We start from the raw sequence: 16,522 nt of genomic DNA, 5'->3' as shown, positions 1-16,522 counted from the left end.
TCGTCGGCGCGCCGGCCATCGACACTCCGGCGACACGCCAGATCGTCCGGGATTTCCAACGGCGGCAGCGGCCGAAGGGCTACGGCTGCAACCCCGCGATCGCCGGCTTGAAGCCCAGGCGCGGGTTCGCGCAGCATCCGCCCCTGCACACGTCGTACCAGGGCCCGATCTCGGTCTCGTTCAGGCGCTGCTCGACGGGGATGCCGGCGATCCGCTCCCGCACCAGATCGACGAGCGCCGCGACGAAGGCGGGGTGCGTGCCGGGGGTCGGCGTGCGCGCGAACCACAGGCCGTGCTCCTCCGCCGTCTCCCGAGCTTCCGTGTCGAGGTCCCACATGACCTCCATGTGGTCGCTCACGAACCCGAGCGGCACGACGATCACCGCGCTGCGGCCCTCGAGCGCCTCGGTCGTGTCGTTGATGTCGGGCTCGAGCCACGGCTGCGACGGCGGACCCGAACGCGACTGGAAGACGAGCTGCCAAGAGATCTCCGGCGCCGTCTTCGCGATGACCTCGCGTGCGACGGCCAGGTGCTGCGCGACGTAGCCGCCGCCGTCCACCCCCGTGAAGTCGGCGCCCCCGGAGAGCGCGGCGTCCTCGGTCGGGATGCTGTGCGTCGAGAACAGCACCTCGATGCGGGTGTCGTCGTGGCCGGCCTGCCGCGCCGCGGCGAGCGCGTCGCGCAGACCGTCGACGAACGGGCGGATGAAACCGGGATGCGAGAAGTACTGCCGCACCTTGTCGATCTGCACCTGGCTCTGAAGACCCGCGGCCTCCAGGGCGTCGGCCCAGTCCTCGCGGTACTGGCGGCATGACGAGTACGAGGAGTACGCGCTCGTCGGAATCGCGATCATGGTGCGGACGCCGTCGCCCGCCGCCTGAGCCAGCGCCTCGTCCAGGTAGGGCGCCCAGTTGCGGTTGCCCCAGTAGACGGGGAGGTCGATCCCTTCGCCGGCGAGCGCCGCCCGCAGCGCCCGCAGCAGTTCGCGGTTCTGTTCGTTGATCGGGCTCACACCGCCGAAGTGGCGGTAGTGGTGCGCCACCTCCTCGAGCCGTTCGTCCGGAATGCCGCGGCCGCGGGTGACGTTACGAAGGAACGGCAGCACATCCTCCTGCCCCTCCGGGCCGCCGAATCCGGACAGCAGGATGGCGTCGTAGACCATCGGCTGCGTGGCGTGCTCCGGCCCCTCCCGCGTCGCGGCGGTGGCGGAGGGGACGGCGGCGCCGTCCTCCACGTGCACGCCCGTGGCCGCGGGCGGCTTGGTCTCCCGCCGGGGTCGCGCGTTCATGTCGGTGCTCATCGTCCTCGCTCCTTTCCGTCCTTCTGCTCCGCCTCGTGCAGGATGCTGGCGGCCATGCCGTTGAAGATGATGCCGTGGAACGGCAGCAGCACGAGCCAGTACAGCCGGCCGCTGAGGCCCTTGGGGAAGTACACGGCGCGCTGACGATACGCGCTTCCTTCCTCGGCCTGTTCCACCCCGAGTTCCAGCCACCCGCGACCTGGCATCCTCATCTCGGCGCGCAAGCGCAGCATCCGCCCGCGCTCGATGGATTCCACCCGCCACACGTCGATGACGTCTCCGCTGTTCACTCGCGAGGGATGCCGGCGACCTCGCCGCATCCCGACCCCGCCGACCAGTCGGTCGATCCAGCCGCGGGCGGCCCACGCCAGCGGGAAAGAGTGCCAGCCCTTGTCGCCGCCGATCGCCTCGATCACGTCCCACACCGCGCCAGTGGATGCCGTGGTCCTGCGCTCACGCAGGTCAGTGAAGACCGTGTGCCCCGCCCAGTCCGGGTCGCTCGGCAGGGGGTCGCTCGGGGCGCCAGGCACCGTCGCGCTCTGCCAACTCGTCTCGACCTCGCCGTCGGCTTCACGACGCAGCGCCAGGCGTACGGCGGTGCGGTAGGGCAGCAGCCCCTCTTCGGGCGGCGGGATGTGGGCGTCGATGTCGTGCTCGATCATGACGCAGTCGTTCTGCAGCGACGCAATGATCGGAACCGCGATCTGCCGCGGGACAGGGCTCACCAGGCTCACCCACTGCGAGGCGAGCCACGGCGTGAGGACCGGGAGGGCTGCGATGTGACGCTGCGGAAGGCCGGCTTCAACCGCGTAGCCGTTCATCATCTGTCCGTACCGGAGGATGTCGGGGCCGCCGATGTCGAACGTGCGGTTGAGCGTTCCTTCGACATCGACGGCTCGAACGAGATAGCGCAGCACGTCGCGGACGGCGATGGGTTGCACCCGGTTTCGCACCCATCGCGGCGCCGGCATGTACGGCAGCACCTCGGTCAGGTGCCGGATCATCTCGAACGACGCCGACCCCGACCCGATCACGATCCCGGCTTGGAAGACGATGGCCGGAACGGGGCAGTCCAGGAACACCTGGCCGACCGCCGCGCGGGAGGCGAGGTGCTCCGACAGCTCGACGTCGTCGGGATGCAGTCCGCCCAGATACACGATGCGCTGCACGCCGGATGCCGTGGCGGCCTCGGCGAAGGTATCGGCGGCCTGCTTCTCGGCTGAGCGGAACCCGCGGCCGGCGCTCATGGCGTGCACGAGGTAGAAGGCGACGTCCGCTCCCCTCATCGCTCGTCGCGTCGCGACCGGGTCGGAGAGGTCTCCGGAGAAGACCTTCACCCGGCTCCGCCATGGCACGTCGCGCAGCTTCCATGTCGAGCGGACGTACACGCTCACCTCGAACCCGGCATCCAGCAACTGCGGCACGAGACGTCCGCCGATGTATCCGGTCGCACCGGTGACGAGCACGCGCGTCATGCGAACAGCCCCTCGATCGTGCAGACAATGAGCAGCATCGTGATCGCGAATCCCACCGCGTAGTTGATCGCGAGGAATCGGCGCCATGCACGGTTGGCCTCGGCCGAGTGCGCGTCGTCGATACGCAGGAACGGCGCGACGATCGCGATGTACGGCACCGCCGCGAGCGCGGCCAGGTTCGCCGGCCACGGGACGAAGAGCATGAGTACCCCGGCGAGCGCCCACAGCCCGACGGCGATCCGGACGGTCGTGGCAGCTCCGAACACCGTGGCGATGGATCCGATCCCGGCATCCCGATCGGGGACGATGTCCTGCACGGCGCCGAACGCGTGGCTGGCCATGCCCCAGCAGAAGAACGCGATCATCGTGATGACGATCGCCGGTGTGACGGTCGTGCCTGCAAGGGCGAGCGCGTACAGCGCCGGGGTGACGAAGTGCGTGCTCGAGGTGATCGAGTCGAGAACCGGGATCTCCTTGAACCGCAGACCTCGCACCGAGTAGGCGAGCACGGCGAACAGGCTGATCGCCAGCACGAGCCAGGACATCGGCCGGTCCGCGCCGAGCACGACCAGTGCGATCACGAACGGGATCGCGAGCACCGCGGCGGCGACCAGCGTCGTGCGGTGCAGCCTGGGCGGGAGCTTCGCGCCCTCCGCCCCGCCCTTGCGCGGGTTGGCGAGATCGGACTCGTAGTCGAACACATCGTTCACGCCGTACATCGCGAGGTTGTACGGCACGAGGAAGAAGAGGGTCCCCACGATCAGCACGACATCGATCGTCCCGATGGTCAGCAGGTAGACCGCGGCGAACGGGTACGCGGTGTTGATCCAGCTCAGCGGCCGGGAGGCGATGAACAGCGCCTTCGCGGTCTCAATCATGGCCGCCATCCCCTCTGCGGGAGCCGCCGAGCAGCTGCCAGACGCCCGACAGCAGTAGTGCCCCGACGATCGGATAGAGGAAGTCCTCGAGCGGCATCAGCCCCAGTCGCAGTCCCGAGATCTGCTCCGTGCCGTAGTCGAAGAAGCCGGCCATCATCATCACGTTGTCGAACACCGCCGTCAGGATCAGAAGCGCGCCCGTCGCCGCGGCCCACGACGAGAAGTAGCGGTCGGCGGTTCTGCGGCGGGTCGCGTGCAGCGCACCGAGGGCGAAGACGATGAGCCCCGCGCCGAGGAAGGGGAGCGACATGAGCAGGTAGGTCACCGGGCGTCCTGCCTCTCGCGCCGCGGTTCCTCGCGCCACCGTCGCCACCCGCTGAGCAGAATCAGCGTGAGATAGCAGAGGAACAGCAGGAAGAGCAGCTCCTCGAGGGGGAATTCAGGAGCGAGCAGGATGCCGGTGGCCCAGGACGAATCCAGATGGCGGAAGACTCCGAGCCCGATGCCGACGGCATCCCATGCGACGAAGAAGACCACCCCGATGGCGAGCGTCGCCGTCGCGATCAGCGGGCGTCGGCGGAAGACCAGCCCGAAGCGGACGTCGAGCAGCACCAGGCAGGCCGTGCTGACGACCAGCGAGACCGCGTAGACGGCACTCACGATTCCTCCAGGGGGCCCGGCGAGTGATCCCCGCGCACGTGCTTGAGCACGAGCTCCGCGCTGATCAGGCACATCGGGAGCCCGACGCCGGGAACGGAGGTCGCCCCCGCGTAGAACAGCCCGTCGACGCGACGCGACCGCGTCACCCCGCGGAAGAACGCGCTCTGGGCGAGGGTGTGCGCCGGCCCCAACGCGCTTCCCCGGAAGCTGTTGAACTGCGATGCGAAGTCGGCCGGGCCCACCGTGCGCCGCACGACGATACGCGAGGCGAGATCGGGGATGCCCGCCCACGCGGCGATCTGTGCGATCGCGGCATCCGCCACCTCGCCCACCGCCGCGTCGCCCGCGGAGCCGACGCCGCCGTGCCCGATCGAGGTGTCCGGCGGCAGCGGGACCAGCACGAACAGGTTCTCCGCTCCGGCCGGCGCGACGCCGTCATCGGTCGCACTCGGCTTGCAGACGTAGATCGACGGCGTCCCCGGAACCCGCGGCGACGGCCCGAAGATCGCGTCGAAGTTGTCGTGCCAGTCCTCGGAGAAGAACAGCGTGTGGTGCCGCAGTTCGGGCAGCGCGCCGTCGACGCCGAGCATGACGAGAACGGCGCTGGGCCCGGTGATCTGCTTCTGCCACCGTTTCGCCGGGTACGACCGGTCGGCCTCCTCGAGCAGCACGGTCTCGGTGTGGTGCTCGTCGATCGCCGAGACGATGATGTCGGCCTCGAGCCGGCTCCTGCGACCGTCGCGCTCGAACTCGACCGCGCGTGCGGCGCCGTTCTCGCTGCGGATCGCGGTGACATCGCTGCCGGTGAGCAACTCGACGCCCTGTGCGCGTGCGATCTCGACGAGCGAGTCGACGAAGGCGCGGAAGCCCCCACGCGGATACTGCACGCCGTCGACGAGATCCATATGGCTCATCAGGTGATAGAGCGCCGGCGCGTCGAACGGCGAGGTGCCCAGGAACACGGCCGGGTAGCCGAGGACCTTGCGCAGCAGCGGATCGCGGAACCGCCGGGCGACGAACGACCACAGCGATCGCACCAGCAGCGGGATCACCGCCGGAGCGGCCGTGAACACCGCGGGATTCGCGAAGTCGCGCCAGGAGGAGAACGGGTTGTAGAGGAACGAGGCGACCGACGCGCGGTAGGTCTTGGTCGCGGACGCCAGATAGCGACGCAGGCGGATGCCGGCGCCGGGCTCGCGGCGTTCGAAGAGCTCGGCGACGGCGTCGGCCCCCGTGCTGACGTCGATGTGCTCCGCGGCGGCCACCCCCGTCGGCTCGTCATAGACCCGGTAGCCGGGCTGCAGCGGCACCAGCTCGATCTGCTCGGCGGTCGTCGTGCCCATCAGCCGGTAGAAGTGCTCGAACACCTCGGGCATGAGATACCACGACGGGCCCGTGTCGAACGTGAATCCGTCCTGCTCCCAGGCGCCGGCCCTGCCGCCGAGTTCGGCGTTCTTCTCGAGCACCGTCACCCGGTGCCCGTCTCGTGCGAGCAGGCACGCCGTGGCGAGCCCGGTCACGCCGCCGCCGATGACGACGACCCGCGGAGCCGTCATCGTGCCGCCTTCATCCCCATGGCGCGCACGAGAATGCGCGCCTTCACGGGGTCGGGCACGCGCACGCGGGTGTGCGCCAGGACCGCCGCAGGAGTCGACTCGATGCGGTCGGTGAGATCGCGGAACATCGCCTGCGCGGCCCACACCGACGGGCGGCACGCTGTCGTCAGCAGAGGGATGGCGGCATCCGCCGCGCGCAGGTCTTCCCTGATGGACCGGACGATCTCGCCCTTCGCCTCTTCCGTGAGCTCTTTCGCCGTCCCGGGGAAGTACGTGCGGCCCAGCTCGTCGTGGTCCTCGGCGAAGTCGCGGAGGAAGTTGACCTTCTGGAACGCGGCACCCAGGCGGCGAGCGCCGTCGCGCAGCACGCGGCGCTCCTCCTCTCCTCGGACCCTGCCGGTCTCGAACACCGCGAGGCACATCAGGCCCACGACCTCGGCCGAGCCGTAGATGTACTCGTCGAGTCCTGCTTCGTCGAATGTCGCGTCGTCGAGGTCTCTCCGCATCGATGCGAAGAACGGGCCGCACAGGTCCATGCCGATCCCGTGCTGACGCGCGGTCAGGGCGAACGCGTGCACGATGAGGTTGGTGCTGAACCCCAGCTTGAGTGCCCTGGCGGTGTCGGCCTCGAGCTCGTCGAGCAGGATGCCGCGGGTGGCCTTGTCCACACCGGCGGCCTCGGCCGGACCGTCCACGAGCTCGTCGGCAAGACGCACGAGGGCGTAGATGTGCGCGACATGCTCGCGCATGGGAGCGGCCAGGAGCCTGCTCGCCCAGCCGAACGACGTCGAGTAGCGCCGGATGACCGTCGAGGCGCTGGCCTTCGCGGTCGCGTTGTAGAGCTCGATCCCCGTGTCGCTCATGCGTCCCGCGATCCGCAGGCGTGCGTGAGCGCCGCCAGCTGTTCCCTCAGGGCCGCGGGGATGTGCGCGTCCCCGATCAGCCGGTGGACATCGTCACAGCGTTCGGCGATGACGGATTCGACGGCGGCGAGCGCCCCCGACTCCTCGACCACCCGGCGAAGCCGCTGTCCGCCGATCTCGTCGAGCTGCTCGTCACCGAACAGGGCGGCGACCTCGGCCCACCCTGCCGAGGAGCGCGCGTACGCGACCAGGAGGGTCTCCTTCCCCTCTCGCAGGTCGCTGAGCGTCGACTTGCCGGTGCGCCGCTCATCGCCGAACAGACCGAGGACGTCGTCGCGCAACTGATAGATCACTCCGATGCGCCGGGCGATCTCGGTGAGCTCGTCGACGATCGGCTCGCCCGCGCCGGCGAGGATCGCCGCGAGCGCGAGCGGTGCCTGGAACGAGTACGCGGCGGTCTTCTGCTCCGCCATCCTCAGCACGTCATCGGGGCCTGCAGGATCGAGATGCAGGCTGAGCCACACGTCACGGTGCTCCCCCGCCGCGCTCTCGTACACGGCATCCTCGAAGGCGTCGAGCATCGCGGCGCGTCGATCGTCGTCGACATCGATCCGCGCGAGGATCGAGTGCGCCATCGTGAGCATCAGATCGCCGGCGAGGATCGAGGATGCCTCGCCCCAGGCCCGTGCGGCGTCGCGCTCTGCGCCGAGCAGCATCGCGTCCGTCGCGAACCTGCCCGTGATGTTCAGCTCACCCCTGCGCGTCAGATCCTGGTCGATCACGTCGTCATGGATCACCAGCGCGATGTGCAGAAGCTCCACCGCACATGCCGCGTCGATCGCCGCTCTCTCGTCGGTACCGCCCAGGGCCCGGTAGGCGTCGATCAGCATGCGCGGCCGGACCCGCTTGCCTCCGCGTGCGATGTGCTCAAGGGATTCCCAGAGCTGCTCGAACGGCGGCGCGAAGGATCGCGACCGAGCTCGTGCGGCCGTCAGCAGCTCGCCGAGACGCGCGTCTAAGGTGGGCACGAGCTGTGCGGTGGCGGTCATCTCAGACATCGGCGTTCTCGGTCATGCGCGCCAGGTGCGGTGCCAGCTCGTCGAGGTGGGAGACGAGCCAGGGGCTGAACGCCCAGGGTGCCGCGTCAACGGCGGTGGTCAGGGCCGACGGGGTGGTCCACTGGAACTCGGCGACCTCGTCGGGGTTCGGGGCGAGAGCGGACGCCGTCCTCGCGATGAACACCGGGCAGTGCTCGTTCTCCTCGATGCCGGATGCATCGCGGGCCGAGTAGCCGAAGTCGGGGATGACGCAGACGACGTCCGACACCTCAGAGCCCAGTTCGAACGCCACCCGGCGGCGCACCGCCTGTTCCAGCGACTCCCCCGGCCCTGGATGCCCGCACACCGCGTTCGTCCACACTCCCGGCCAGGTGCGCTTCGCGAGCGCCCGCCGAGTAACGAGCACCCGGCCGGCATCGTCCACGATGTGGCAGGAGAAGGCGAGGTGCCGAGGCGTGTTCGAGCCGTGCACGCTCTCCTTGCTCTGCGTTCCGACGGCTTCACCGCGGTCGTCGACCAGAATGACCATCTCCATGCGACGGCCTCCATTTCTCTAGCCTGGCGAACATTATGCCCAGCGTAACAGCTAGGATGTGATCATGCACAAGTCAACCCGAGGGCGGGCAGAAGAGAAAGAGATCCGGTACTTCGCAGCGGATTCCGATCTCATCGATCGCACCGGCCTCTCGGAAGGGGAGATCGACCAGTGCTACCGCGTCCTCGAGGCGCTGCGGGAATGGCAGGTCGCGTCGCGTACGTTGTCTGAGGCATCCAATCGCTACATGAAGCTCAACGAGAGCGACATGCGCGCGATCCGAATGATGATCCGCGCACAGGATCAGGACCAGCTCGTGACGCCGAAGGACATCGCGCGAGAAGTCGGCATCTCCAGCGCGTCGACGACGAAGCTCGTCGACCGGCTCGTCGCAGGGGGTCATGTCATCCGCGTGCCGCATCCGAACGACCGCCGCACCACCTGCCTCGAAGTGACGGAGGCCACCCGGCGATCCGCGCACGACACGATCGGGCGTCAGCACGCCAGGCGGTTCGCTGCCGTCGCCGCGATCAGCGCCGACGAGCGCGCTGCGGTGATCCGGTTCCTCCGCGGAATGGTGGACGCGGATGCTCCGCAGGGAGAGCTCGCCTCCTCCTGAGGAGCAGCCCGCAGGGCGACACGCCGCGCGCCGATAGACTGGACACCATGTCCAAGGTCCTGCAGTCCCTCCCCGTCGGCGAGCGCGTCGGCATCGCATTCTCCGGTGGTCTTGACACCTCCGTCGCCGTCGCGTGGATGCGCGACAAGGGAGCAGTCCCCTGCACCTACACCGGCGACCTCGGCCAGCCCGATGAGGACGACATCGAGTCGATCCCCGGGCGTGCGCTCGAGTACGGCGCCGAGATCGCCCGCATCGTCGACTGCAAGACCGCGCTCGTCGAAGAGGGCTTCGTCGCACTGCAGTGCGGCGCCTTCCACATCCGCTCGGGCGGAAAGACCTACTTCAACACCACCCCGCTGGGGCGTGCCGTCACCGGCACCATGCTCGTGCGCGCCATGAAGGAGGACGGCGTCGACATCTGGGGCGACGGCTCCACCTACAAGGGCAACGACATCGAGCGGTTCTACCGCTACGGTCTGCTCGCCAACCCGCGCCTGCGCGTGTACAAGCCCTGGCTGGACGCCGACTTCGTCACCGAGCTGGGCGGCCGCCAGGAGATGAGCGAATGGCTCGTCGAGCACGGCTTCCCGTACCGCGACTCGGCGGAGAAGGCCTACTCGACGGACGCCAACATCTGGGGCGCGACGCACGAGGCGAAGACCCTCGAGCACCTCGATGTCTCTCTCGAGACGGTCGACCCGATCATGGGCGTGAAGTACTGGGACCCGTCGGTCGAGATCGAGACCGAGGACATCACCCTGACGTTCGAGGCCGGTCGTCCCGTCGCCATCAACGGCGTCGAGTACACCGACCCGGTGGCCCTCGTCCTCGAGGCCAACGCGATCGGCGGCCGCCACGGCCTCGGCATGAGCGACCAGATCGAGAACCGCATCATCGAGGCGAAGTCGCGCGGCATCTACGAGGCGCCCGGCATGGCGCTGCTGTTCATCGCCTACGAGCGCCTGGTCAACGGCATCCTCAACGAGGACACCCTCGCCACCTATCACGAGCAGGGCCGGCGCCTCGGCCGCCTCATGTACGAGGGACGCTGGCTCGAGCCGCAGTCGCTCATGCTGCGCGAGTCGATCCAGCGCTGGGTGGGCCTCACGATCACCGGCAGCGTCACGATCCGCCTGCGCCGCGGCGACGACTGGACGATCCTCGACACCACCAGCCCGAACCTGTCGTACGGCCCCGAGAAGCTCTCGATGGAGCGCGTGGGAGATGCCGCCTTCGGCCCCGTCGACCGCATCGGCCAGCTCACCATGCGCAACCTCGACATCGCCGACTCGCGCTCGCGCCTCGAGCAGTACGCGGGCCTGGGACTGGTCGGCGGCGCCACGGGCGAGCTCGTCGGCCGCGTCACGGCGGGCGAGGCATCCGAGATCACTGATCGCGTCGAGGACTCGGTCTCCGACACGGACGAGAAGCTGGCGGATGCCGTGGACTGGGCGTCCGAGGCCGCCGCGTTCGACTCCGGCACGGACTGACCCCACCCTCCCCCTCGGCGGCTTCGACTCCGTCGTTGCGCGACTGCGCTCAACCCGTTTCGTCTGCGGCGCTCCGCGCCTTCGCTCAACGACCCGCAGGCGCTGTTCCCGCACGCGCTCTCTCCGCGGGTCGTTGAGCAAGCGGAGCGCGACGAAACGGGGTGAGCGAGCGCAGCGAGTCGAAGCCGTTCTGAGCATTCGCTGAACTAACTTGCACAGGACTGTGCAAGTTTCTAGAATGGTGCGGTGACACCGACCCCTCGACCACCCCGCGCCGACGCGCAGGCCAACCGCGAGAGCATCCTCTCGGCCGCTCGCGAAGTCCTGGCGCAGGATCCGCGCGCCTCCATCGACCTCATCGCGCGGACCGCCGGCCTCACGCGCCGAGCGCTTTACGGGCACTTCGAAGACCGCGCCGCACTCGTGAACGAACTCATCGTCACCGGCGCTCAGCGCTTCAACGACATCGCGGATGCTCCGGCCACCGGCGACGCGCGGCTCGATCTCGCCCGCCTCGCCTCACGGCTGTGGGATGCCGCCGCGCATATCCAGCTGGTTGCGGCCATGGCGCTGGACGATGACCACGTCGCCGCGACCGCGGCCGCCCTCGCACCGGTGCGCCGCATGCTCGCCGAGATCGTCGCGCGCGGCCAGGCGGACGCCTCGCTGCGCACCGACCTGAGCGCCGAGATGCTCGCCCGCCTCATCGAGGAGACCGCCCGCGCCGTCGTGAGCCGCGCACCCCTGTTCACCGAGAACCCGGCGAGCCGGCCCGGCTCGATCGCCGTGCGCGCCGTGCTCAGCATCGCAGGGCTCTCCTGGCGAGAGTCCGATGAGCTGCTGCGCACGAACGACGACCTGCTGACGGAGACGTCGCGATGAAGGTCGAGCTGCTGGGCATCTCGAAGGGGCGGCAGGGCCAGGCCCTGCCCGAGACGACCCTGGCGTACCGCACGGGGGAGGCCACTGTGGCCTTCGCCGAGACCGAGCAGCGCCCGACCGTGCTCGGACTCATCGCCAGTGGTCGCATGCGCCCGGACACCGGCAGCGTCACGATCGACGACGCGAAGGATGCCGCGCTGCTGCGCCGCCGCGTCGCGCTGTGCGACGCGCCAGACGTCAACGACCCGCACCCGGACGTCGCCGTCGCCGGAGTCGTCGCGGAGGAGCTCATGTTCGCCGGCCTCGGAGCCACTCCCCTGCACGCACGCCGCTGGCTGAAGCACATCGGCTATCCCGAACTCGCCGGCGTCCCGTTCAGCGCCGTCCCCACCGCGGCCCGGGTCCGGCTCCTGTGCGAGCTCGCCGTGCTGCGCGAGGGCGTCGAGGGTCTCGTACTCGCGCATCCCGATCGGCACGGCGGACGTCCGGAGTCCTGGTGGCCGATCGTCCAGGAGTTCGCCGATCGCGGCCTCGCGATGCTCGTGATCGTCGGGGGCGCGGCCGCCGCAGCGATCGAGCGGATGCCGGAGGCGCAACGATGAAGGTTCCCGCCATGGTCGCGGCCGAGCTGCGCCGGCTGACCTCGACGAAGATGGGCCTGATCGCGCTGATCGCGCTGATGCTGGTGCCCGTCCTGTACGGCGGGCTCTACCTCTGGGCCAATCAGGACCCGTACGCGAAGCTCAGCGAGGTGCCCGTCGCGCTCGTCGTCGACGATGCGGGTGCGCCGTCGGCATCCGATCCGGAAACGCAGATCAACTACGGCGAAGACGTCGCCGAGACGCTGATCGACGGCGCCGCATTCGACTGGCAGAGGATGGATGCCGGCCAAGCCGCCGACGCGCTGCAGGCCGGAGACGTCGACTTCGCCGTGACCATCCCCACCGACTTCTCGACCGCGCTCACGTCGGCATCCGGCACCGAGCCGCGCCAGGCTCTGCTGCAGCTCGCCACCAACGACGCCAACAACTACCTGGCCTCGAGCATGGGCGCCCAAGCCGTGGAGAAGATCCGCAGCACGGTCGCCGAGAAGGTCGGCACGGAGGCTGCCAGTCGCCTGCTCACCGGCCTCGCCGATGTGCGCGCCTCGCTGGTGGATGCCACAGACGGAGCATCCCAGCTGGCCGACGGCGCGGCATCCGCCCGAACGGGCGGCACCGAACTGGCCGACGGCACCGCGCAGCTCTCCGCGGGATCCGCACGCCTCGCCGACGGCTCGCGGCAGCTCTCCGACGGCGCTCGGCAGGTCGCAGAAGGCAACGCCCAGCTCGCCGCCGTCGCGCACCGCGTCAGCGGGGCAGCCCGCGACGTCGAGGACGCACTGCCGCAGGTGCGCTCGGACATCCGTGCCGCCCTCGTCGAGCGGGGACTGACGGGTGCCGAGATCGATGAGGTCATCGCCGCGCTGCAGCCGCTGGAGGATCGAGCCGAATCCGCAGCAGGACAGGCGCAGACCGCGATCGCCGACATCGACCGGCTCGCGGCCGGCGCGTCGACGCTGGCGTCGAGTGCGGCCACCCTGGCCGACGGCGCCGCGACCCTCGCCGAGGGTGCGGCCTCGGCGAACAGCGGTGCCGCCGCCCTGCGCGACGGGCTGAGCACGCTCGCCGACGGGACGGTGCAGCTGCGCGACGGACTCTCCTCCGGTGTCGAGCAGATCCCGGCATCCACGGCCGAGCAGCGCACGGCCCAGGCGAACACGATCGCCGATCCGGTGCGGGTGTCGACCGACGACGGCGCAGCCGCCGACGACTACGGCGCGGGCCTTGCTCCCTTCTTCGGGGCGCTGGCGGGCTGGATCGGCATCTATGCGCTGTTCCTCATCGTGAAGCCGGTCTCCCGTCGCGCCGTGACCGCCCTGCATTCACCGCTGCGCATCACGCTCGCCGGCTGGCTGACCCCGTCGCTGCTCGGGGCGCTGCAGATGGTGGCACTGATGGGCGTCCTGACGCTTGCGCTCGGCTTCCGGTTCGACAACTTCCTGGGCGCCCTCGGGATCCTCGTCGCGGCATCCGCCACCTTCACCGCGATCATCCTCGCGCTCAACGTCTGGCTGGGTTCGGTGGGCCAGTTCCTCGGGCTCGTCCTCATGGTGCTGCAACTGGTCACCGCCGGAGGCACGTTCCCCTGGCAGACGCTGCCAGGACCGCTCGCCGCACTGCATCACGTGCTGCCAATGGGGTTCGTGGTCGATGCGATGCGGCAGCTCATGTACGGCGGCGACATCGCACGGGCGTGGTCCGACCTCGGCATCCTGGCCATCTGGCTCATCGGCGCCCTCCTGCTCGCGGCGATCGGGGTGACCAGGATGACCCACCGGCGCACACTGCGGGATCTCCAGCCGAGCCTGATCGGATGACGGCACGGCGGCGAAACTCCTCCACAAGTCTTCGGACCGGAAATCCCCCGATCGGTTAGGCTTCGAGGGCGCGGACCCGAAACGCGCTCCGGGATTCGGTGACACCGAATCCCACCTGCGACCCTGAAAGCTGTGCCGATGACGACCGAATCCGTTGACCCTGCCCCCAGGCGCCTCGGCGCCAAGATCGGGAGGATCGCCTTCCTCGTCGTCGCAGGGCTCACCGTCATCGTGGTCGCTGCCGCGTTCTTCGTCGTCTGGACGATTCAGCGCTCCTTCCCGCAGACGTCCGGCGAGCTCCAGGTCGACGGCCTGCAGTCCCAGGTGACCGTGCAGCGCGACGCGCTGGACGTGCCGACCATCACGGCCGACTCGTCCGCCGACCTCTTCTACGCGCAGGGGTACGTGCACGCGCAGGACCGCTTCTTCGAGATGGACTTCCGCCGGCACGTCACCAGCGGCCGGGTCGCCGAGATGTTCGGCGAATCCCAGGCGGCGACGGACATGTTCCTGCGCACCCTGGGGTGGCGCGACATCGCCGAGCAGGAGGTCGAAGCCCTCGACGAGACCAGCCTGTCGTACTACCAGTCCTACGCGGACGGGGTGAACGCCTATCTCGCCGAGAATGACGGCGCCGACGTATCCCTCGAATATGCCGTTCTCGGCATGCAGAACGCTGACTACGAGATCGAGCCGTGGGAACCGGCGGATTCGGTCGCCTGGCTGAAGGCCATGGCCTGGGATCTCCGCACCAACATCGAGGACGAGACCGAGCGAGCGATGCTCGTCGCCGAGACCGGAGACACCGCGACGCCCGACGACAGCCTCGCCCTCCTCGAACAGCTGTACCCGGCCTACCCGTTCGACGAGAACCCCGTGATCGTCCCGAGGATCTCGACTGTGCCGGCGCTGGAGACCGACGCCGCCACGGCATCCTTCACCGACCCCGCTGACGACGCCGGAATCCAGAACGCCGTCACGACGATCGAGTGGGCCGAGGCCGACACCGTCATCGAGGCAGCGAGCATGCTCCTCGGGGATGCCGGCGAGGGCATCGGCTCCAACTCGTGGGTCGTCTCCGGCGAGCTGACCGAGAGCGGGATGCCGCTGCTGGCCAACGACCCGCACCTGGGCGCGGCGCTGCCGAGCGTCTGGTACCAGGTGCAGCTGCGCTGCTCGACGGTCAGCGAGGCGTGCCCGTTCGATGTAGGCGGCTTCTCGTTCTCGGGCATGCCGGGCGTCGTCATCGGCCACAACGACCGGGTCGCCTGGGGCTTCACGAACCTCACCACCGACGTGGCAGACCTGTATGTCGAGAAGGTCGACGGAGACGAGTACTGGCGCGACGGCGCTCTCGAGCCGCTCGACGTCCGCGAGGAGACCATCAAGGTGGCCGGTGGTGACGACATCGACCTCACGATCCGCTCCACCGTGCACGGCCCGATCATCTCCGGTCTCACCGACGACTTCACTGCCATCGCCGACGGCGAGGTCTGGGCCGACGGCACTGGCCTCAGCCAGGGCGAGACGGATGCCGCCGCCGGCATGTCCGGCGAGTACGCCGTGAGCCTGCGCTGGACCGCCCTGGACCCCGGCACGACCGCACGGGCGCTGTTCGCACTGAACACGGCGCGGGACTTCGACGGCTTCCGCAAGGCGGCGTCCCTGTTCGACGTCCCCGCTCAGAACCTCATCTACGCGGACGTCGACGGCAACATCGGCTATCAGGCACCGGGTCGGCTGCCCATCCGCGGCGCGGGCGACGGCTGGTTGCCGCAGCCCGGCTGGGACAGCGCGTACGACTGGACCGACTACATTCCCTTCGACGAGCTGCCGGTGTCGTACAACCCGAGCTCCGGCTACATCGTCACGGCGAACAACGCCATCGTCACCGACGACTACGACCACTTCCTCTCCCGCGACTGGGACTACGGCTACCGCGCCGCGCGTATCGCGCATCTGATCGAGCGCAAGGCCGCCGCCGGTCCCCTCACGGCCGCCGACCTGCGCGACATCCAGAACGACAACGAGATGTGGATCGGCAAGAAGCTCGCCACGGTGATGGGCGACGTCGAGGTAGAAGGCAAGGGGCCGCAGGAGGCGGTGGCGCTGCTGCGCACGTGGGACGCGCAGAACAACGCCGACTCCCCCGCCGCGGCGTACACCAACGTGCTCTGGTCGAACCTGGTGCTGAACCTTTTCGCCAACCGCGAGCAGCCGCTGCCGTACGGCGGCCAGGGCCGCCTGTTCACGGTGGTCGACGCGCTGCTCGACGACCCGGCCGATCCGCTGTGGACCAACGAGCAGATAGACGTGTCCGGCATGGAGGAGATGCTCGCCCTCTCTGCCGAGCAGGCCTATGACGAACTCGTGTCCCTGCAGGGCACCGCCGCCTCGCGCTGGAACTGGGGCGGCCTGCACGCGATCACCCTGACGAACGAGACGTTCGGCTCCTCCGGCATCGCCCCGATCGAGATGCTCTTCAACCGCGGCCCGTACCCGGTCGGCGGCGGCGCATCGGTCGTCAACGCGACAGGCTGGATGATCGGCGAGTCGTACGCGACCACGACGGTGCCCTCGATGCGCATGGTCATCGACCTGGCCGACTTCGACGCCTCATCGTGGAACCACCTCACCGGCGCGTCCGGCCACACCTTCCACCCGCACTACGTCGATCAGACCGAGAACTGGGCCGCCGGCATCCAGACCGTCTGGGCCTACACGCCGGATGCCGTGGACGAGGCGACCGTCGACACCCTGGTGCTGTCGCCGAAGAAGTGAGGG

15 protein-coding genes are annotated in these 16,522 nt (G+C 69.3%); 6 read left to right on the top strand and 9 right to left on the bottom strand.

Annotated features, from left to right (window positions below; all coding sequences use genetic code 11):
- Positions 1-79: 79 nt before the first annotated feature.
- Genes MAE01_RS08385 through idi form a run of 9 tightly spaced genes read right to left on the bottom strand, consistent with a single transcriptional unit; the run spans position 80 to position 8,325 of the window.
- The gene (locus tag MAE01_RS08385) at positions 80-1,300 is read right to left on the bottom strand and encodes a ferrochelatase (protein WP_229718121.1); all 1,221 of its coding nucleotides are present in this window, start codon (positions 1,298-1,300) and stop codon (positions 80-82) included.
- A complete protein-coding gene (locus tag MAE01_RS08380) occupies positions 1,297-2,775 on the bottom strand; it encodes an SDR family oxidoreductase (protein ID WP_147039103.1) in 1,479 nt (492 codons plus the stop codon). Before MAE01_RS08380 ends, MAE01_RS08385 begins: the two co-directional genes overlap by 4 nt.
- On the bottom strand, positions 2,772-3,653 hold the full coding sequence (locus tag MAE01_RS08375) for a prenyltransferase (protein WP_147039102.1): 882 nt from the start codon (positions 3,651-3,653) through the stop codon (positions 2,772-2,774). The genes MAE01_RS08380 and MAE01_RS08375 overlap by 4 nt, the downstream gene beginning before the upstream one ends.
- A complete protein-coding gene (locus tag MAE01_RS08370; protein WP_147039101.1) occupies positions 3,646-3,978 on the bottom strand; it encodes a lycopene cyclase domain-containing protein in 333 nt (110 codons plus the stop codon). Before MAE01_RS08370 ends, MAE01_RS08375 begins: the two co-directional genes overlap by 8 nt.
- The gene (locus tag MAE01_RS08365) at positions 3,975-4,313 is read right to left on the bottom strand and encodes a lycopene cyclase domain-containing protein (RefSeq protein ID WP_147039100.1); all 339 of its coding nucleotides are present in this window, start codon (positions 4,311-4,313) and stop codon (positions 3,975-3,977) included. Before MAE01_RS08365 ends, MAE01_RS08370 begins: the two co-directional genes overlap by 4 nt.
- Entirely contained in the window at positions 4,310-5,869 is a 1,560-nt protein-coding gene (gene crtI / locus MAE01_RS08360; protein ID WP_147039099.1) for a phytoene desaturase family protein, read from the bottom strand. Before crtI ends, MAE01_RS08365 begins: the two co-directional genes overlap by 4 nt.
- The gene (locus MAE01_RS08355) at positions 5,866-6,732 is read right to left on the bottom strand and encodes a phytoene/squalene synthase family protein (RefSeq protein WP_147039098.1); all 867 of its coding nucleotides are present in this window, start codon (positions 6,730-6,732) and stop codon (positions 5,866-5,868) included. Before MAE01_RS08355 ends, crtI begins: the two co-directional genes overlap by 4 nt.
- The gene (locus tag MAE01_RS08350; RefSeq protein ID WP_147039097.1) at positions 6,729-7,790 is read right to left on the bottom strand and encodes a polyprenyl synthetase family protein; all 1,062 of its coding nucleotides are present in this window, start codon (positions 7,788-7,790) and stop codon (positions 6,729-6,731) included. Before MAE01_RS08350 ends, MAE01_RS08355 begins: the two co-directional genes overlap by 4 nt.
- Positions 7,783-8,325 (bottom strand): isopentenyl-diphosphate Delta-isomerase, encoded by a 543-nt coding sequence (gene idi / locus MAE01_RS08345; RefSeq protein ID WP_229718120.1) that lies wholly within the window; start codon positions 8,323-8,325, stop codon positions 7,783-7,785. Before idi ends, MAE01_RS08350 begins: the two co-directional genes overlap by 8 nt.
- A 64-nt stretch (positions 8,326-8,389) precedes the next feature.
- Between idi and MAE01_RS08340 the strand changes: the two genes are divergently transcribed.
- The 6 genes from MAE01_RS08340 to MAE01_RS08315 all read left to right on the top strand — a co-directional run bounded on the left by MAE01_RS08340 (position 8,390) and on the right by MAE01_RS08315 (position 16,519).
- Positions 8,390-8,944 carry a MarR family winged helix-turn-helix transcriptional regulator gene (locus MAE01_RS08340; RefSeq protein WP_147039096.1) on the top strand — a complete coding sequence of 185 codons (555 nt, stop codon included), beginning with the start codon at positions 8,390-8,392 and terminating at the stop codon, positions 8,942-8,944.
- 47 nt (positions 8,945-8,991) lie between these two features.
- On the top strand, positions 8,992-10,437 hold the full coding sequence (argG, locus tag MAE01_RS08335) for an argininosuccinate synthase (RefSeq protein WP_147039095.1): 1,446 nt from the start codon (positions 8,992-8,994) through the stop codon (positions 10,435-10,437).
- 246 nt (positions 10,438-10,683) lie between these two features.
- Positions 10,684-11,319 carry a TetR/AcrR family transcriptional regulator gene (locus MAE01_RS08330; RefSeq protein WP_147039094.1) on the top strand — a complete coding sequence of 212 codons (636 nt, stop codon included), beginning with the start codon at positions 10,684-10,686 and terminating at the stop codon, positions 11,317-11,319.
- On the top strand, positions 11,316-11,921 hold the full coding sequence (locus MAE01_RS08325; protein WP_147039093.1) for a hypothetical protein: 606 nt from the start codon (positions 11,316-11,318) through the stop codon (positions 11,919-11,921). The genes MAE01_RS08330 and MAE01_RS08325 overlap by 4 nt, the downstream gene beginning before the upstream one ends.
- On the top strand, positions 11,918-13,738 hold the full coding sequence (locus MAE01_RS08320) for a YhgE/Pip family protein (RefSeq protein WP_147039092.1): 1,821 nt from the start codon (positions 11,918-11,920) through the stop codon (positions 13,736-13,738). The genes MAE01_RS08325 and MAE01_RS08320 overlap by 4 nt, the downstream gene beginning before the upstream one ends.
- Positions 13,739-13,876: 138 nt before the next feature.
- Positions 13,877-16,519 carry a penicillin acylase family protein gene (locus MAE01_RS08315; RefSeq protein ID WP_147039091.1) on the top strand — a complete coding sequence of 881 codons (2,643 nt, stop codon included), beginning with the start codon at positions 13,877-13,879 and terminating at the stop codon, positions 16,517-16,519.
- The last annotated feature ends 3 nt before the right edge of the window (positions 16,520-16,522 follow it).

This window comes from Microbacterium aerolatum (assembly GCF_007988825.1).
In the GTDB taxonomy this organism is placed as follows: domain Bacteria; phylum Actinomycetota; class Actinomycetes; order Actinomycetales; family Microbacteriaceae; genus Microbacterium; species Microbacterium aerolatum.
The sequence above is the reverse complement of the archived record's forward strand: the minus strand, read 5'-3'. Positions and strand labels throughout refer to the sequence as shown.

What these genes read in the sequence shown, in the direction of transcription:
- MAE01_RS08375 (WP_147039102.1), bottom strand. Translation starts at nt 3,653, where the DNA reads ATGATTGAGACCGCGAAGGCGCTGTTCATCGCCTCCCGGCCGCTGAGC.
- argG (WP_147039095.1), top strand. Translation starts at nt 8,992, where the DNA reads ATGTCCAAGGTCCTGCAGTCCCTCCCCGTCGGCGAGCGCGTCGGCATC.
- MAE01_RS08350 (WP_147039097.1), bottom strand. Translation starts at nt 7,790, where the DNA reads ATGTCTGAGATGACCGCCACCGCACAGCTCGTGCCCACCTTAGACGCG.
- crtI (WP_147039099.1), bottom strand. Translation starts at nt 5,869, where the DNA reads ATGACGGCTCCGCGGGTCGTCGTCATCGGCGGCGGCGTGACCGGGCTC.
- MAE01_RS08385 (WP_229718121.1), bottom strand. Translation starts at nt 1,300, where the DNA reads ATGAGCACCGACATGAACGCGCGACCCCGGCGGGAGACCAAGCCGCCC.
- MAE01_RS08315 (WP_147039091.1), top strand. Translation starts at nt 13,877, where the DNA reads ATGACGACCGAATCCGTTGACCCTGCCCCCAGGCGCCTCGGCGCCAAG.
- MAE01_RS08340 (WP_147039096.1), top strand. Translation starts at nt 8,390, where the DNA reads ATGCACAAGTCAACCCGAGGGCGGGCAGAAGAGAAAGAGATCCGGTAC.
- MAE01_RS08355 (WP_147039098.1), bottom strand. Translation starts at nt 6,732, where the DNA reads ATGAGCGACACGGGGATCGAGCTCTACAACGCGACCGCGAAGGCCAGC.
- MAE01_RS08320 (WP_147039092.1), top strand. Translation starts at nt 11,918, where the DNA reads ATGAAGGTTCCCGCCATGGTCGCGGCCGAGCTGCGCCGGCTGACCTCG.
- MAE01_RS08325 (WP_147039093.1), top strand. Translation starts at nt 11,316, where the DNA reads ATGAAGGTCGAGCTGCTGGGCATCTCGAAGGGGCGGCAGGGCCAGGCC.
- MAE01_RS08380 (WP_147039103.1), bottom strand. Translation starts at nt 2,775, where the DNA reads ATGACGCGCGTGCTCGTCACCGGTGCGACCGGATACATCGGCGGACGT.
- idi (WP_229718120.1), bottom strand. Translation starts at nt 8,325, where the DNA reads ATGGAGATGGTCATTCTGGTCGACGACCGCGGTGAAGCCGTCGGAACG.